General features: G+C 65.6%; 19 protein-coding genes. 14 read left to right on the top strand and 5 right to left on the bottom strand.

The features are described 5' to 3' along the window. The first annotated feature begins 118 nt into the window (after positions 1-118). The 7 genes from AC07X5_RS06885 (at position 119) to AC07X5_RS06855 (ending at position 5461) form a co-directional block, all read left to right on the top strand. A complete protein-coding gene (locus AC07X5_RS06885; RefSeq protein ID WP_409961815.1) occupies positions 119-595 on the top strand; it encodes a DUF2244 domain-containing protein in 477 nt (158 codons plus the stop codon). A gap of 57 nt (positions 596-652) precedes the next feature. Further along, positions 653-1822, top strand: coding sequence for a cytochrome c oxidase subunit II (coxB, locus tag AC07X5_RS06880; protein ID WP_409961816.1), 1170 nt, complete (start codon positions 653-655; stop codon positions 1820-1822). Positions 1823-1855: 33 nt separating this feature from the next. Beyond that, positions 1856-3487 (top strand): cytochrome c oxidase subunit I, encoded by a 1632-nt coding sequence (gene ctaD, locus AC07X5_RS06875; RefSeq protein WP_409961817.1) that lies wholly within the window; start codon positions 1856-1858, stop codon positions 3485-3487. An 11-nt stretch (positions 3488-3498) separates the two neighbouring features. After that, positions 3499-3612 carry a cytochrome oxidase small assembly protein gene (locus tag AC07X5_RS06870; protein ID WP_221480214.1) on the top strand — a complete coding sequence of 38 codons (114 nt, stop codon included), beginning with the start codon at positions 3499-3501 and terminating at the stop codon, positions 3610-3612. A gap of 37 nt (positions 3613-3649) precedes the next feature. Further along, positions 3650-4279, top strand: a complete 630-nt coding sequence (locus AC07X5_RS06865; RefSeq protein ID WP_409961818.1) for a cytochrome c oxidase assembly protein — start codon at positions 3650-3652, stop codon at positions 4277-4279. Then, positions 4276-4482 carry a DUF2970 domain-containing protein gene (locus AC07X5_RS06860; protein WP_409961819.1) on the top strand — a complete coding sequence of 69 codons (207 nt, stop codon included), beginning with the start codon at positions 4276-4278 and terminating at the stop codon, positions 4480-4482. Before AC07X5_RS06865 ends, AC07X5_RS06860 begins: the two co-directional genes overlap by 4 nt. A gap of 97 nt (positions 4483-4579) precedes the next feature. Then, positions 4580-5461 (top strand): cytochrome c oxidase subunit 3, encoded by an 882-nt coding sequence (locus AC07X5_RS06855; RefSeq protein WP_409961820.1) that lies wholly within the window; start codon positions 4580-4582, stop codon positions 5459-5461. 66 nt (positions 5462-5527) lie between these two features. Here AC07X5_RS06855 and AC07X5_RS06850 read toward each other — a convergent pair whose 3' ends face one another. Beyond that, complete coding sequence (locus AC07X5_RS06850) at positions 5528-5758, bottom strand: twin transmembrane helix small protein (RefSeq protein WP_409961821.1); 231 nt, start codon at positions 5756-5758, stop codon at positions 5528-5530. A 15-nt stretch (positions 5759-5773) separates the two neighbouring features. On the opposite strand from AC07X5_RS06850, the gene AC07X5_RS06845 reads away from it, so the two are divergent. The 5 genes from AC07X5_RS06845 to AC07X5_RS06825 are packed head-to-tail and all read left to right on the top strand — an operon-like array spanning position 5774 to position 9974. Continuing rightward, positions 5774-6544, top strand: coding sequence for an SURF1 family protein (locus tag AC07X5_RS06845; protein ID WP_409961822.1), 771 nt, complete (start codon positions 5774-5776; stop codon positions 6542-6544). After that, positions 6486-7238, top strand: coding sequence for a redox-active disulfide-containing membrane protein (locus AC07X5_RS06840; RefSeq protein ID WP_494769527.1), 753 nt, complete (start codon positions 6486-6488; stop codon positions 7236-7238). The genes AC07X5_RS06845 and AC07X5_RS06840 overlap by 59 nt, the downstream gene beginning before the upstream one ends. Next, positions 7235-8437: a COX15/CtaA family protein gene (locus AC07X5_RS06835; protein ID WP_409961824.1), complete on the top strand. Its 1203-nt coding sequence runs from the start codon at positions 7235-7237 to the stop codon at positions 8435-8437. Before AC07X5_RS06840 ends, AC07X5_RS06835 begins: the two co-directional genes overlap by 4 nt. After that, on the top strand, positions 8434-9336 hold the full coding sequence (gene cyoE, locus AC07X5_RS06830; RefSeq protein WP_409961825.1) for a heme o synthase: 903 nt from the start codon (positions 8434-8436) through the stop codon (positions 9334-9336). The genes AC07X5_RS06835 and cyoE overlap by 4 nt, the downstream gene beginning before the upstream one ends. Before the next feature lie 14 nt (positions 9337-9350). Then, positions 9351-9974: an SCO family protein gene (locus AC07X5_RS06825; RefSeq protein ID WP_494769526.1), complete on the top strand. Its 624-nt coding sequence runs from the start codon at positions 9351-9353 to the stop codon at positions 9972-9974. 62 nt (positions 9975-10036) lie between these two features. On the opposite strand, the gene AC07X5_RS06820 is transcribed toward AC07X5_RS06825, so the two are convergent. From AC07X5_RS06820 to AC07X5_RS06805, 4 genes are all read right to left on the bottom strand, one after another. After that, entirely contained in the window at positions 10037-11071 is a 1035-nt protein-coding gene (locus AC07X5_RS06820) for a Bug family tripartite tricarboxylate transporter substrate binding protein (RefSeq protein WP_494769525.1), read from the bottom strand. Positions 11072-11201: 130 nt separating this feature from the next. Beyond that, entirely contained in the window at positions 11202-12143 is a 942-nt protein-coding gene (gene rpoH, locus AC07X5_RS06815; RefSeq protein WP_409961828.1) for an RNA polymerase sigma factor RpoH, read from the bottom strand. 159 nt (positions 12144-12302) lie between these two features. Next, positions 12303-13202, bottom strand: a complete 900-nt coding sequence (locus tag AC07X5_RS06810; protein WP_494769524.1) for a hypothetical protein — start codon at positions 13200-13202, stop codon at positions 12303-12305. Next, a complete protein-coding gene (locus AC07X5_RS06805) occupies positions 13147-13626 on the bottom strand; it encodes a tetratricopeptide repeat protein (protein ID WP_494769523.1) in 480 nt (159 codons plus the stop codon). The genes AC07X5_RS06810 and AC07X5_RS06805 overlap by 56 nt, the downstream gene beginning before the upstream one ends. A gap of 402 nt (positions 13627-14028) precedes the next feature. On the opposite strand from AC07X5_RS06805, the gene AC07X5_RS06800 reads away from it, so the two are divergent. Then, positions 14029-14619 carry a BspR family type III secretion system anti-sigma factor gene (locus AC07X5_RS06800; protein ID WP_409961831.1) on the top strand — a complete coding sequence of 197 codons (591 nt, stop codon included), beginning with the start codon at positions 14029-14031 and terminating at the stop codon, positions 14617-14619. A gap of 124 nt (positions 14620-14743) precedes the next feature. Then, complete coding sequence (locus AC07X5_RS06795) at positions 14744-15379, top strand: RNA polymerase sigma factor (protein WP_409961832.1); 636 nt, start codon at positions 14744-14746, stop codon at positions 15377-15379. The last annotated feature ends 55 nt before the right edge of the window (positions 15380-15434 follow it).

Below are 15434 nucleotides of genomic sequence, written 5' to 3'. Positions count from 1 at the left end.
TACAATTCAGGGTTATTGGGATTTCGGGCATCTTCCCGCGCAACGTAGCGGGCTGCGCATGCCGCGCCAGTGGCTTTCCTGGTGTGGTCTGCAGCCGGCAGTCTTGTGGGCACCTCCGGTGACAGGCTTGGTATTTCGTTTTGCCACGGTCTCGGGCCAGCGCATCGATTGGCGCCTGGCCCGCAACTGCTCGGTCACCCCCGCGCAGATGGGCTGGATGTACCTGTCGCTGTGTGCTGTGTCGCTGGGCATCGCCACGTTCTTCTGGATGCTCGGAGCCCGTCTGGTCATGCCCTTCGCGTGGCTGGAGATGGTGGTAGTTGGATTGGCATTCGCCATGTACGGACGTCATGCGGCCGATGGCGAGAGGATTTCACTGCAGGGCTCGCGCCTGGTGGTGGAGTTGGAGACAGCAGGCAAGCTGATACGCGCCGAATTCGACCGGAGCTGGGTTCGCGTAGAACCCAAGACCGGCGACCGGTCGCTGATCACCCTGTCTGGCCAGGGCCGATCGGTGGAGGTGGGGCGCTATGTGCGCCCCGAGCTTCGACCGGCACTGGCATCGGAGATACGCATGGCCTTGCGCGCAGCCTGACCCCACGCAGGAGCGCCAGCAGGGATTGGTTAATTTGAGGCTTAGTAAATGAGAACTATGAAGAGCATTTCCAACAAGCTGGCTTCTCTGCTCCTGATCGCCGGTACATGGGTAGGTGGCGTGGCCCATGCCGTTCAAGACCTGCCTGGCGGGCCTGCAGTCAATCAGCTCAATCTGCATCCTCCGGTCACGAGGATTGCCGAGGAGCAGCATTTCCTGCATTGGATGATGCTCATCATCTGCACGGTGATCTTCGTGGCCGTGTTCTCCGTGATGTTCTATTCCATCTGGAAGCATCGCCAGTCCAAAGGCGCCAAGGCCGCCAACTTCCATGAATCGGTGACCGTCGAAGTGATCTGGACCATCATCCCCTTCATCATCGTGATCCTCATGGCCCTGCCCGCCACCAAGGTGCTGGTGGCCCAGAAGGATACGACCAATGCCGACCTCACCATCAAGACCACGGGCTACCAGTGGAAGTGGGGCTATGACTACATCACCGGCGAGGGCGAGGGCCTGGCCTTCATCTCCACGCTGGACAGCAGCCACCGTGTGATGTCCGACAGCGGCGACGTCAAGGCGGCACCCGCCGACTACCTGCTCAAGGTGGACAACCCCATGGTGGTGCCGGTCAACAAGAAGATCCGCATCATCACCACCGCCAACGACGTGATCCACGCCTTCATGGTGCCGGCCTTCGGCATCAAGCAGGATGCGATCCCCGGCTTCGTGCGCGACACCTGGTTCCGTGCCGAGAAGATCGGCGACTTCTATGGCCAGTGCGCCGAGCTGTGCGGCAAGGAACACGCCTACATGCCCATCCATGTGAAGGTCGTCTCCGCCGAGGACTACACCGCCTGGGTGGCCGACCAGCGCAAGAAGGCCGCCGCCAAGCTGGACGACCCGACCAAGGTCTGGACCCTGGACGACATCATGAAGCGCGGCGAGAAGGTCTACGCCGCCAACTGCGCCGCCTGCCACCAGGCCAACGGCAAGGGCGCGGGCCCGATCAAGCCGCTGGACGGCTCGGCTGTGGTGCTCGATACCGACCATGCCAAGCAGATCCAGATCCTGCTCAAGGGTGCTGCCAACGGCGCCATGCCATCATGGGCGCAGCTGAGCGATACGGACCTTGCGGCCGTGGCCACCTACACCAAGAACACCTGGTCCAACAAGACCGGCCAGCTGGTGCAGCCTGCCGAAGTCGTCGCCCAGCGTGGCAAGTGATCACCGCCCAACGTACTGATTGAGGAAACCAAGATGAGCGCAGTTCTTGACAACCACGGGCACGGTGGCGACCACGCACACGACGACCACGGCCACCACGGCCCCACCGGCTGGCGCCGCTGGGTGTTCGCCACCAACCACAAGGACATCGGTACCCTGTACCTGCTGTTCGCCTTCGCCATGCTGATGGTCGGCGGCATCCTGGCCCTGCTGATCCGCGCCGAGCTGTTCCAGCCCGGCCTGCAACTCGTGAACCCCGAGCTGTTCAACCAGCTCACCACCATGCACGGCCTGATCATGGTGTTCGGCGCCATCATGCCGGCCTTCGTGGGCTTCGCGAACTGGATGATCCCGCTGCAGATCGGCGCCTCCGACATGGCGTTCGCGCGCATGAACAACTTCAGCTTCTGGCTGATGATTCCTGCCGCGGCCATGCTGGTCAGCTCCTTCTTCATGCCCGGCGGCGCCCCCGCCGCCGGCTGGACGCTGTACGCACCGCTGACGCTGCAGATGGGCCCCTCCATGGACGCCGGCATCTTCGCGATGCACATCCTGGGTGCTTCGTCCATCATGGGCTCGATCAACATCATCGTGACCATCCTGAACATGCGCGCCCCCGGCATGACCCTGATGAAGATGCCCATGTTCGCCTGGACCTGGCTCATCACCGCCTACCTGCTGATCGCCGTGATGCCCGTGCTGGCCGGCGCCATCACCATGACGCTGACGGACCGCCATTTCGGCACCAGCTTCTTCAACCCCGCCGGCGGCGGTGACCCGGTGATGTACCAGCACATCTTCTGGTTCTTCGGCCACCCCGAGGTGTACATCATGATCTTGCCGGCCTTCGGCATCGTGAGCCAGATCGTGCCCGCCTTCGCGCGCAAGAAGCTCTTCGGCTACGCCTCCATGGTGTATGCCACCTCGTCCATCGCCATCCTGTCGTTCATCGTGTGGGCGCACCACATGTTCACCACCGGCATGCCCGTGACCGGCCAGCTGTTCTTCATGTACGCCACCATGCTGATCTCGGTGCCCACGGCCGTGAAGATCTTCAACTGGATCGCCACCATGTGGCGCGGCTCCATGACCTTCGAGACCCCGATGCTGTTTGCCGTGGGCTTCATCTTCGTGTTCACGATGGGCGGCTTCACCGGCCTGATCCTGGCCATGGCACCCATCGACATCCAGCTGCAGGACACCTACTACGTGGTGGCCCACTTCCACTACGTGCTGGTGGCCGGCTCGCTGTTCTCGATGTTCGCAGGCGTGTACTACTGGCTGCCCAAGTGGACCGGCCACATGTATTCCGAGACGCGCGGCCAGATCCACTTCTGGGGCTCGCTGATCACCTTCAACATCACCTTCTTCCCGATGCACTTCCTGGGCTTGGCCGGCATGCCCCGCCGCTACGCCGACTACCCCATGCAGTTCGCCGACTTCAACGCCATCGCCTCGGTGGGCGCTTTCGGATTCGGCCTGATGCAGGTGTACTTCTTCCTGGCCATCGTGCTGCCTGCCATGATGGGCAAGGGCGCTGCGGCCCCCGCCAAACCCTGGGACGGCGCCGAAGGCCTGGAATGGGAAGTGCCTTCGCCCGCACCGTTCCACACTTTCGAGACCCCGCCCAAGCTGGACGCTACCGCGACCCGCGTGATCGGCTGAAGACCATGCCCATGACCCCCGAACAGAAGAAGAGCAACCTGCGCCTGGGTTTGATCCTGGCGTCCATCGCTGCGGCCTTCTTCATCGGGTTCATGGTCAAGATGGTCCTGCTGTCCTCCCGCTGAAGCAGCAGCAACAGCCAAAGGCCCTGGACCCGACACCATGAACCTGCGCCGCGAAAACGCCAAGATGGTCGGCAAGCTGGTCGTGATCGCGGCCGGCATGTTCGCCTTCGGCTACGTGCTGATCCCGATCTACAAGCACATCTGCGAGATGACGGGGATCAACATCCTGTCGCTGTCCGAGCGCCAGGTGCCCGGCAACGGCGTGGCCGGCAAGGACGTGAAGATCCCCGCCAACACGCAGGTGGACAAGAGCCGCACCATCACCGTCGAGTTCGACGCCAATGCACGCGGCCCCTGGGACTTCAAGCCCGCGCAGCGCTCGGTGCAGGTGCACCCCGGCGAGCTGACCACGGTGATGTACGAGTTCCAGAACGTGCAGAATCGCCGCATGGCCGCACAGGCCATTCCGAGCTACGCACCGCGCCAGGCGGCAGCGCACTTCAACAAGCTGGAGTGCTTCTGCTTCAACCAGTACACGCTGGAGCCCGGCGAGAAGAAGGAATGGCCCGTGGCCTTCGTGATCGACCCGCGCCTGTCCAAGGACGTCACGACGATCACCCTGTCCTACACGTTCTTCGAGGTGGGCGGCAAGACACCGGCCGCGCCTGAGTCCACCGCGGCAGTCGCCCCGGTGCTCCAGCCAGCCTTGCAAGGAGCCGGATCATGAATGCCCCCTCGCCGGTGCAGCGCAAAGGCTCGCTGCTGCGCACCATCCGCGCCGTGGCTTGGTCCTTCGTCGGCATGCGCAAGGGCAGCGAATATGCGCAGGATGTCGAGAAGCTCAACCCGGTGCACATCATCGTGGTCGGGCTCATCGCGGTGTTCCTGCTGGTGATCGGGCTGATCGCCCTGGTGAACTTCATTGTGTGACGGCGGCGGCATAGGCAAGACACCAGAGATACCGAGCGTCCCCACGGATACCGATAGACAGATAGATAACAAAAGATTTTGAGATTCAGGAGCTGAAATGAGTGCAACAACCCCCGGAACGACACCGTACTACTACGTGCCCGCCGAGTCGCGCCATCCGGCGATGGCGGCGGCCGGCCTGTTCTTTGTGATCCTGGGCGCAGGCCAGTGGATCAACGGCCACGACTGGGGCAAGTACTCCCTGGCGCTGGGCCTGGTCTGGTGGCTGTTCGTGCTCTACCAGTGGTTTGGCGACGCCATCCGCGAAAGCGAAGGCGGCCTGTACGGCCACAAGATCGACCTGTCGTACCGCTGGAGCATGAGCTGGTTCATCTTCTCGGAGGTGATGTTCTTCGGCGCCTTCTTCTCGGCCCTGTGGTGGGCGCGCGCGCATTCGGTGCCGGCCCTGGGCAGCCTGGACAACGCGCTGCTGTGGCCCGACTTCAAGGCCGTGTGGCCCAGCATGGCGGCCGGCATGACGGCCTCGCCCGCCGGCATCGTCGAACCCTTCCAGACCGTGGGTCCCTTCTGGCTGCCCACCATCAACACCGCGCTGCTGCTGACCTCGGGCGTGACGCTGACCATCGCCCACCACGCGCTGCGCGAGAACCACCGTGGCAAGACCATCGCCTACATGTGGGCCACCGTGCTGCTGGGCTTCGTCTTCCTGTGCGTGCAGGGCTACGAGTACTACCACCTGTACACCGACCTGAACCTCAAGCTCAGTTCGGGCGTGTTCGGCTCCACCTTCTTCATGCTCACCGGCTTCCACGGCTTCCACGTGTTCCTGGGCATGCTGATGCTGCTGTTCATCACCTTGCGCCTGCAAAAGGGCCACTTCACCCCCGAGAAGCATTTCGGCTTCGAAGGCGCCGCCTGGTACTGGCACTTCGTGGACGTGGTCTGGCTCGGCCTGTACGTGCTGGTCTACTGGATGTAACCCACGCCTCCAACGAAAAAAGCGCCGCGAGGCGCTTTTTTTGTGCCGCCCTGGAGCGGGGCGGGTTCAGCGCGAGGCCGGCAGTCCCGTGGGCTGGATATAGCCCAGCTGCCAGGCCACCAGGATGCACAGGAACAGTACGATGGACAGCCCCACCCGCACCGCCAGCGCCCGCGCCATGCGGCTGCCCCGGGCCTTGTCGTCGCCGGCATCCTTGCCGCCGCGCATCATGAAGAACAGGGCCGAGGCCAGGCTGGCCAGGATGGCGATGAAGGCCAGCACAACGAGGTATTTCATGGAGCACATTATCCCGTGACACGCACGCAACGCGCCCTGGGCCCGCTTTTCTGGCTGATCCTGCTCGCAGCCCTGGCTGGCATGGCGGTCACGGCATCGCTCGGGCGCTGGCAGTTGTCGCGCGCCGCCGAGAAAGAGTCGCTGCAGGCCCAGATCGACGAGCGCACGCGCCAGCCGGCCATCGATGGCCGCGCGTTGCTGGCGCCGGCCACGCCCGAAGCTCGGCAGGCGCTGGTGCACCGCGCCGTGCAACTGCAGGGCACCTGGTTGCCCGAGCACACCGTGTACCTGGACAACCGGCAGATGCAGGGCCGGCCCGGCTTCTTTGTGCTTACCCCCTTGCGGCTCGAGGGTGATCCTGGCGCCGTGGTGCTGGTGCAGCGCGGCTGGGCGCCGCGCAATTTCCAGGACCGCATGCAGCTGCCGCCGGTGCAGACGGACCCGGGCCTGGTACAGCTCACGGGCCGCGTGGCGCCGCCCCCTTCGCGCCTGTACGAGTTCGAAGGCGGCGACAGCGCCAAGGGGTCTTCCCGCATCCGGCAAAATCTCGACCTGGCTGCCTTCGGGGCAGAGACCGGCCTGGCGCTGGCGCCCCTCACGGTTTTGCAGACCGGGGGTGCTGCCGAAGGTCTGCTGCGCGACTGGCCGGTGATCGGCGCGGGCGTCGACAAACACTATGGCTATGCATTTCAATGGTTCGGGCTCTGCGGCCTGATTGCACTCCTCTATGTCTGGTTCCAAATCGTCCGACGCTTCCTTCGCCCACGCCGCCAGCCAGGTGCCTGAGCGCCCTGGCAGCGGGGTTGCCCACCCGCTGGGGCTCACCGTGCACAGCCTGCCCGAGGCGGGCGAGGCCGTCGCCACCAGCCAGCGCACACGCCATGGCCGCCTCAAGATGTTCGGCGTCCTGCTGATCTGCGCCGCCCCGGTCATCGCTTCATACTTCACCTACTACGTGATCCGGCCCGAGGGGCGCCGCGTCTATGGCGAGCTCATCGATCCCCAGCGCAGCATGCCCGCGCTGGTGGGCACTGCGCTCGATGGCAAGCCGGTGCCCCTGGCCTCGCTCAAGGGCCAGTGGCTGCTGGTGAGCGTGGCCGGCGGCGACTGCAACGACGCCTGCCAGAAGCACCTGTACCTGCAGCGCCAGCTGCGCGAGACCCTGGGCCGCGAGAAGGACCGCGTGGAATGGGTCTGGCTCGTCAACGACGCCGCCCTGCCGCCGCCGCTCTTGGCCCCGGCCCTGCAGCAGGCCACCGTGCTGCGCCTGGCACCAGAGGCCCTGGCCGCCTGGCTGGCGCCTGCCGCCGGCCATGCCCTGCAGGACCACATCTACGTGGTCGACCCCATGGGCAACTTCATGATGCGCTTTCCCGCCGCCATGGACCGCAGCGGCGCGGCCAAGGCCAAGCGCGACCTGGACCGCCTGCTGCGCGCCTCTTCCTCCTGGGACGAGGCCGGCCGGCCCGCCAAGCCATGACCGATACCCAGCCCCTGTACGACCTGGCGCCGCTGGCCCGGCTCATGCTGCTGGGCGTGATCATCGCCCTGGGCCCGCTGGTCTGGGTGTGGCTGCGCAACCGCAAGAGCACGCCGCTCAAGCGCCTGCAGGCGCTCACCGTGCTCACGCTGTTCCTCACCTTCGATCTGGTGCTGTTCGGCGCCTTCACGCGGCTCACCGATTCGGGCCTGGGCTGCCCCGACTGGCCCGGCTGCTACGGCAATGCCAGCCCGGTGGGCGCGCGTGCCGAGATCGCCGCCGCACAGGAGGCCATGCCGACCGGCCCCGTCACCCACGGCAAGGCCTGGGTGGAGATGGTGCACCGCTACCTGGCCACGGGCGTGGGTGTGCTCATCATCGTGATCACCGTGTCCTCGTGGGTGCAGCGCCGCCAGGCACGGCAGCAGGCACCGGGCCAGGGTGCTGCCGAGCCGCCCATCAGCCCCTGGTGGCCCACCTTCACGCTGTTCTGGGTGTGCCTGCAGGGCGCGTTCGGCGCGCTCACGGTCACCATGAAGCTGTTCCCGGCCATCGTCACCCTGCACCTCATCGGCGGCCTGGTGCTGCTGGCCCTGCTGTGCGTGCAGGCCGTGCGCCATGCGCACTGGGCGCAGGGCCGGATGGCCGAGCGCATTGCCCCGGCACTGCGCCAGGGCCTGCTGTGGACCACTGTGCTGGTGTCCGTGCAGATCGTGCTGGGCGGCTGGGTGAGCACCAACTACGCCGTGCTCGCCTGCACCACCTTCCCCACCTGCCAGGGCAGCTGGTGGCCGGCCATGGACTTTGCGCAGGGCTTCCAGGTCTGGCGCGAGCTGGGCATGCTGCAGGACGGCACACACATCAGCTTTGCCGGCCTCACGGCCATCCACTACGCGCACCGGCTCATGGCCTACCTGGTGCTGGCCGCGCTGCTGGCGCTGGTGTGGCGCCTGCGCAAGGCGGCCGTGTTGCCGGTGCAGACGCGCTGGCTGCTGGCGCTGTCGCTGGCGCAACTGGCCACCGGGCTGTCCAACGTGGTGCTCGACTGGCCGCTGCTGGCCGCCGTGCTGCACACCGGCGGCGCCGCCGCCCTGGTGGTGGTGCTGACCTGGGCGCTCGCGTCCAGCCGGTCCGCTGCCGCTGCCGCCCCCGAAGAATCCCCGGCGCCGCAGGGCGCATCGAGAAGAGTGTCCGCATGAGTGTCGCCCCCGCCGCCCTTTCGTCGCCGCCCTCGCGCGTGGCCCAGTTCTATGCCCTGACCAAGCCGCGCGTGGTGCAGCTCATCGTGTTCTGCGCGCTCATCGGCATGGTGCTGGCCGTGCCCGGCCTGCCTACCGCCCAGCAGCTCGGCCGCATGGCCATCGCCTGCCTGGGCGTGTGGCTGGTGGCCGGTGCTGCCGCCGCCTTCAACTGCATCGTGGAGCAGGGCATCGATGCCAAGATGAAGCGCACCGCCTGGCGTCCCACGGCCAAGGGCGAGCTGTCCAACGTGCAGACCCTGCTGTTCTCGGCCATCCTGTGCGGCGCGGGCTCGGCCCTGCTGTACTTCGCCGTGAACCCGCTGACCATGTGGCTCACGTTTGCCACTTTCGTCGGCTACGCGGTGATCTACACCGTGATCCTCAAGCCCGCCACGCCGCAGAACATCGTGATCGGCGGGGCCTCGGGCGCCATGCCGCCGGTGCTGGGCTGGTCGTCCATGACGGGCGACGTGGGTCCCGAGGCGCTGATCCTGTTCCTCATCATCTTCCTGTGGACGCCGCCGCACTTCTGGGCCCTGGCGCTGTACCGCGTGGAGGACTACCGCAAGTCCGGCCTGCCCATGCTGCCCGTGACGCATGGCAACGAGTTCACGCGGCTGCAGGTGTTCCTCTACACGCTGATCCTGTTCGCGGGCTGCCTGATGCCCTTTGTCTACGGCATGAGCTCTTGGATCTACCTGATCGCCGCCGTGGTTCTCTCCGCGGGCTTTTGCGGCTACGGCTTCGCGCTGTGGCGCAAGTACTCGGACGAACTCGCGCGCAAGACCTTCCGCTTTTCCCTCATCCACCTGAGCGTGCTGTTCGCAGCCCTGCTGGTGGACCACTACGTGCTCTGATGACGCACCACCCCATGATGCACAAACGAAACGCCTTGAAAGCCATCGCCCTGGGCACCGCAGCACTCGCCAGCGGGGCGCTGCTTACCGCCTGCGGCGACAAGAAGGGCCAGGCCCTGCAGTTCCGCGGCGTGGACATCACCGGCGCCGACTATGCGCGCGACCTGCCGCTGCCCGACCACAACGGCCAGATGCGCAGCATGAAGGACTTTGCGGGCAAGGTGGTGGTGGTGTTCTTCGGCTTCACCCAGTGCCCCGACGTCTGCCCCACAGCAATGGCTGAACTGGCCGAGGTGAAGAAGGCGCTGGGCAAGGATGGCGACAAGTTGCAGGGCCTGTTCGTCACCGTGGACCCGGAGCGTGACACCCCCGAGGTGCTCAAGGCCTACATGGCCAACTTCGACCCGGGCTTCCTGGCGTTGCGCGGCTCGCCCGAGCAACTGGCTGCCGTGGCCAAGGACTTCAAGATCTACTACAAGAAGGTCGAGGGCAAGACCCCCACCAGCTACAGCATGGACCACTCGGCCGGCAGCTACGTGTACGACACGGCCGGCCGCCTGCGCATCTACAACCGCTACGGCAGCGGCGCGCAGGCGCTGACCGAGGATGTGCGCGCGCTGCTGAACGCCGCTGCCTGAGCGCAGCCATAAAAAAGCCCTCCATCGCCATGCGGGGGAGGGCGATGGATGGGCGCGACTGTTTACTCGGCCTTGATGCCGCGCATGGCGATCACGCCGCCCAGCAGGTTGGTGTCGGCCTTGATGCGGTTGGCCAGGCCTTCGGGCGAGGTGCCCACCACCTGCCAGCCCTGCTGGAACAGCTTGCTGCGCACATCGGGGCTGCGGGCGATCTCGCTGATGAGTGCGGCGACCTTGGCCTGGATGGGTTTGGGCATGGTGGAGGGGGCGGCAAAGGCGTTCCAGATCTCCAGGTTGTAGTTGGTGATGCCGGCCTCCGCCAGGCTGGGCACATCGGGCACCAGCGGGCTGCGGCCCGAGGAGGTGACGCCGATGGCGCGCAGCTTGCCGGCCTTGACCTGGGCCTGGGCCAGGGCGGGGGGCAGCAGGGCCATCTGCAGCTGGCCGCCGAGCATGGCCGTGGCCACCTGGGGGTAGCCGGGGTAGGGCACATGCACGGGGTTGATGTTGCTGCGCGACTTGAGCAGTTCGGTGCCGATGTGGCCCACCGTGCCCACGCCGGGCGTGCCGTAGCTCCATTTGTCGCCGCCATTGCGCGCCGCCACGAAGAATTCGCGTGCATCGGCCGTGGCGGGCACGCCCGGCTGGCTCACGGGCGCGGTCAGCACCAGGGGCGAGGTGCCGATCAGGCTCAGCGGCGCCAGGTCCTTGATGGGGTCGTAGGGCACGGCGGGGTTGAGCATCTTGGCGATGGTCATGTTGCCGTTGATCATCAGGCCGATGGTGTGGTCGTCACGCGCCTTGGCCACGGCATCGGCGCCGATGTTGCCGCCCGCGCCCACCTTGTTCTCCACGATCACCGGCTGGCCCAGCGCCTTGGACAGGGGCTCGGCGATGGTGCGGGCCGTGAGGTCGGGCGAGGAGCCAGCGGGGAAGCCGACGATGATGCGCACCGGCTTGGTTGGCCACGCCAGGGGGGCGGCAGCAGCCGCCGCGGCGGCAGGCTTCTGCTGGGCGATGGCCAGGGGCGACGACAGGGCGGCGATGGCCAGGGCCAGGGCGGCGCGGCGGGGAACAACAGGGCGTGACAAGAGCATCTCCTTGAAAGTGATCTGCAGCGGCTGCAACGCCAAAGCAAAAGGGCCCCGACGGGGCCCTTTTGGTGTGGGCGCTTTTGCCGCGAAGCAGCGATGGTAACGCGCTCCCTGCGGTGAACGGCGCCGATGCTTATGCGTATTCGGCCAGCGCCTTCTTCATCTTCTTCATGGCGGCGACTTCGATCTGGCGGATGCGCTCGGCGCTCACGCCGTACACGGCTGCCAGCTCGTGCAGCGTCATGCCGCCCGAACCGTCGTCGTTCACCTTGAGCCAGCGCTCTTCCACGATGCGGCGGCTGCGCTCGTCCAGGTCGGACAGGGCGGCAGCGATGCCATCCGTGGCCAGGTGGTCGCGCTGGCGCGATTCGATCATGGCGGTGGGCTCATGCGCGGCATCGGCCAGGTAGGCGATGGGGCCGAAGGCCTGCTCGCCATCGTCGGATGGGGCCGGGTCGAGCAGCACATCGCCGCCCGACATGCGGGTTTCCATCTCGATGACTTCCTCGCGCTTGACGTTCAGCTGCTGCGCCACCGAATCGATCTCGCTGTCCGACAGGGTGTCGCGGTGCGTCGCCGCATCTGCTGCGGCGGCATCGGCCTTGAAACCCTGCTTCATGGACCGCAGATTGAAAAACAGCTTGCGCTGGGCCTTGGTGGTCGCCACCTTGACCATGCGCCAGTTCTTGAGGATGTACTCGTGGATTTCCGCCTTGATCCAGTGCATGGCGTAGCTCACCAGGCGCACGCCCTGGTCGGGATCGAAACGCTTGACGGCCTTCATCAGGCCCACATTGCCTTCCTGGATCAGGTCGCCGTGCGGCAGCCCGTATCCCAGATACTGGCGCGAGATGGAAACGACGAGGCGCAGGTGCGACATCACCAGCCGGCCGGCGGCGTCCAGATCGTTGTTGTCCTTGAGAGCGCGTGCATATTTCTGCTCTTCCTCGTGGGTGAGCAGCGGCAGGCGGTTGACGGCCGAAATATAGGCGTCCAGATTGCCCAGCGGGGGCACCAGCGCCCACGGGTTTGCGGGCGCCAAAGTCGTCGTCGCGGTTCCAGATTGAATGTTCATTCCAGAAATCCTTTCCTCTAGGGCATGATATTAGCACTCTCTTTGAGTGAGTGCTAAAGCCGAAGTTCCCATGCGTTCGCTGGGTGTTTGAGTGTGATCAAACCTATGGCCGGTGATTGTCGATTTCAGGTGAGTTTTGCCCTGTTCTCACTGAATCGTCTACCGGTTTCTCTCTGAGAACGACTTCGGCTGCTTGAAAAATAGTCTACCGAGCGGGTTTTTTGTCGGATGTAGGAACTGTGCCCAGTTGGCTGTCATGCATTGCGACCTGTGCCGTACTTCCCAGCGGTTCACAGTGCGTTGAGTCGCTGTCTGCCCTGCGTGCCCGTTGGAGGGGCATTTCCCGCATGGTGGAATCAATCGGGAGCTGAATGCCCAGCCGTATTTGTCCATCCTGCGGTGGCTGGCTGAAGTGCAAGTTTGCGCAGCCACTGTACGGGGGGCGAAATCGGGGAACTGGGCACCCGGCCACCAGTTCACCCTCCGCATCGAGTTCAGTGTGCCTTCCTGCAGGTGTTGCCAGCGATGTGACGCTTTGGCGAACACCATCCAGCGTTCCTCGAGCTGTTCACGGTCTGCATCGTCCGTGAGCATCCCTCCCACGGTGGACGCCACGGCCACCGCCGTGCCGGCATGCGAGGCCACCTTGCTGTCGTAAGGGGGCGGCCGGTGGTCGGCAATGGCTTCGGTGTTGCGCATGTTGCGGTAGGCACAGATGGCATCGCCGGTGGAGACCGCGAAGTTCACGCAGGCCAGCGCCAGCAAGGGTGTGGCGCCGCCAAACGATATGGCCGTGAGGCCCACGGCCACGCCCACCGCCACCCCGGACAGGGCCACGCCCGGCGCCTTTGTCCAGAACGAGGTCTTGGCCGCGTCCACGCCCTCCTGCCGGGCTGCGAGCAGCTTTTCACCGGCAGCCACCAGCTTGCCCTTGGCCACATCGGCCCGCGAGGGTGCCACGCCCCCCGCGCGGGCCGGCTCGGAGGCGATTGCGCGCACCCGATCAGCCTGGCCTGCCGACACATCGCTGCGCGGTGGCGCGGGCAAGGTCAGCGACACCGGTGCCTGGGAGGCCGCCTGTGCCGTCTGGGTGGTCTGCCATGCAGGTTCGCTGCCGACGGTGCCGAACACATTGGCCGGACGGCCCATTCCAACGCCGATGGGGGAGCTCATGCGGAACCTCCCTCAGGCTGGGCAGGCGCGCTTGCGCGTGGGCGCGCACCAGGTGGTATTCCGGGTTCAGGTAACTGAGCTGGATGCGGGAGCGATAAGCCTCTTCGGCCTCTTGCGGATTGCCCGTGGCCTCCATGCATTCGCCCAGCCGCAGGATGCAGCCCGCGTTCGTGGCATCCATCAGCAGCGCCTGTGCGTAATGCTGGGCGGCGGCTTCGTGCTGGCCCAGCAGTTGCTGTGCGAGCGCGTAGGCAAACTGGAAGCGCGGCTCCCAGGGGTCGTGCGTGACCAGCAGCATCAAGTCTTCCATGGCCTCCTGCGCGCGGCCTTCCGCCAGGTGGCCGTAGGCTTCGGCTTAGACCGATTCCAGGTCGTCGTCCGTGATTTGCCGACGCCAGCGTGACCCCGTGGTTGACAAAGGCATCGGCAATGCCGTCGGGAGGGCTGAGGTCGACGGTGGTGGCGTCGGGCGATGGGGATATGGTGGGCTCCTGACTGGAAAGTCCAGTGAGCGCCGAGTAACCGGCCGCTGCCAAAAGTTCCTGCCCTGCCGTTGCCTGGTGCGTCCGGGCGGCCCTGGTCCTGGGCGTCGGTATCCGTAACGGTTCAACAATAATGGCAGGCGTTTGACAATGCTTTGCAATGCACTTGGAACTGAACCCGGCGACCTGTTACTAAACTGGCGACATAACAGGTTGCCTGAGCTTGCACCGTGACGATTTCGAACTCTTTCCCCCTTCCTGCCGCGGCCGGTTCTGTCGGGCTGCCGTCGGTGGACGCATTCCGGTCGGCTGCCCAGCAAGGTGACTGGGTTCATGTGAGCCAGGACGGCGCACAGTGGCAGGTCCGGGCGTCCGGAACCACGCCATCGCAGCGTTCGGTGGCATGGGTCGAGCCGCAGTCCGACCCCACTTCTGCTTTCGTCGGTGCGCTCGGCCAGTCCTTCTCGCGCGGCATCCAGGCGTCCGTGGCGCGAGAGCTCGGCCTGCAGCCTGCTCCGGGTCGGCCGTTGTCGGCCCGCACCGTGTTGCAGGCCATCGATATGGCACAGACCAGCCAGGCGGCGATGAACGGCGTCGACTTCTTCACCCGCCTGAGCGTCTCGGCGACCGGCTCGTCGGCTGCATTTGCCGAGGCCTGCCGGTCGGCCGCGCTGGATCCGGCGGCCTTCGACGCCCAGCAGCGCGCCGCCATTGATGTGCGTGTCCAACAGCGTTTCGATGCCGCTGCCGCCAATGGCCTCTCACCCGTTCCCGAGCCACTGGCCCGCCAATGGCTGGCCGAGGAAATCCGCCAGGGCTGACAAGGCCCTGCGGGGCCTGTTCTGTGACACTTTTGGACTGTACAGCGCTGCAAGCGTCTGTAAGAATCTGCGCATTGCATAGTGCGTTGGTAACTGCAGGTTAAAGTTTTTGCAGCTGGCATCCGTGACGTTTCCCCTTCCTACCCTTGACGCATCGATGGCGGACGCCTGTGGCGTGGCCGATGCCGTTGCCTTGCCCTCGGACGGCGGGGCCATGCTGGGCGAAGAAGATGTGGCGGAGCGCGATGCCCTGTTCCGCACCCTGGTGCAGGCCCACGGTGTGCGCCTGCACCGCTTCATCATCAAGAACATTGGCCATTCCACCGACGCGGAGGATCTGGCCCAGCAGGCTTTTCTGGAGGCCGTGCGTTCCTACCAAAACTTCAAGGGCCAGTCCGAACTGTCGACTTGGCTGTACGGCATTGCGATGAACCTCGTGCGCAACCACCTGTCGCGTGCACCGCACCGCCGCTACGATTTCGGCTCCGACGACGAATTGGCCGAAATGGCCGCCGATTCGCCCACGCCCGCGCAAAAGCTCGAGCAGAGCCAGCACATGCGCCACCTGCAGTCGGCGCTGGCCGAATTGCCCCAGGCCATGCGCGAAATCTTGCTCATGGTGGGGGTGGACGAGCTGTCCTACGAGGACGCCGCAGCCCTGCTCACGGTGCCGGTGGGCACGGTGCGCAGCCGGCTATCGCGGGCACGCACCGCGCTGCGCGACAAGCTGCAGGCGCGCGGCGTCGTGCTCGACTTCTAAGAACCTGTTCAAGATCTTTTTGAAGCCGCGCAAGTCCCTTTTCGGGATGGGATGC

Source organism: Acidovorax sp. GW458-11-26-14-TSB4 (assembly GCF_059423865.1).
Note: the sequence above shows the minus strand (reverse complement) of the source record. Positions and strands in the feature narration are given on the sequence as shown.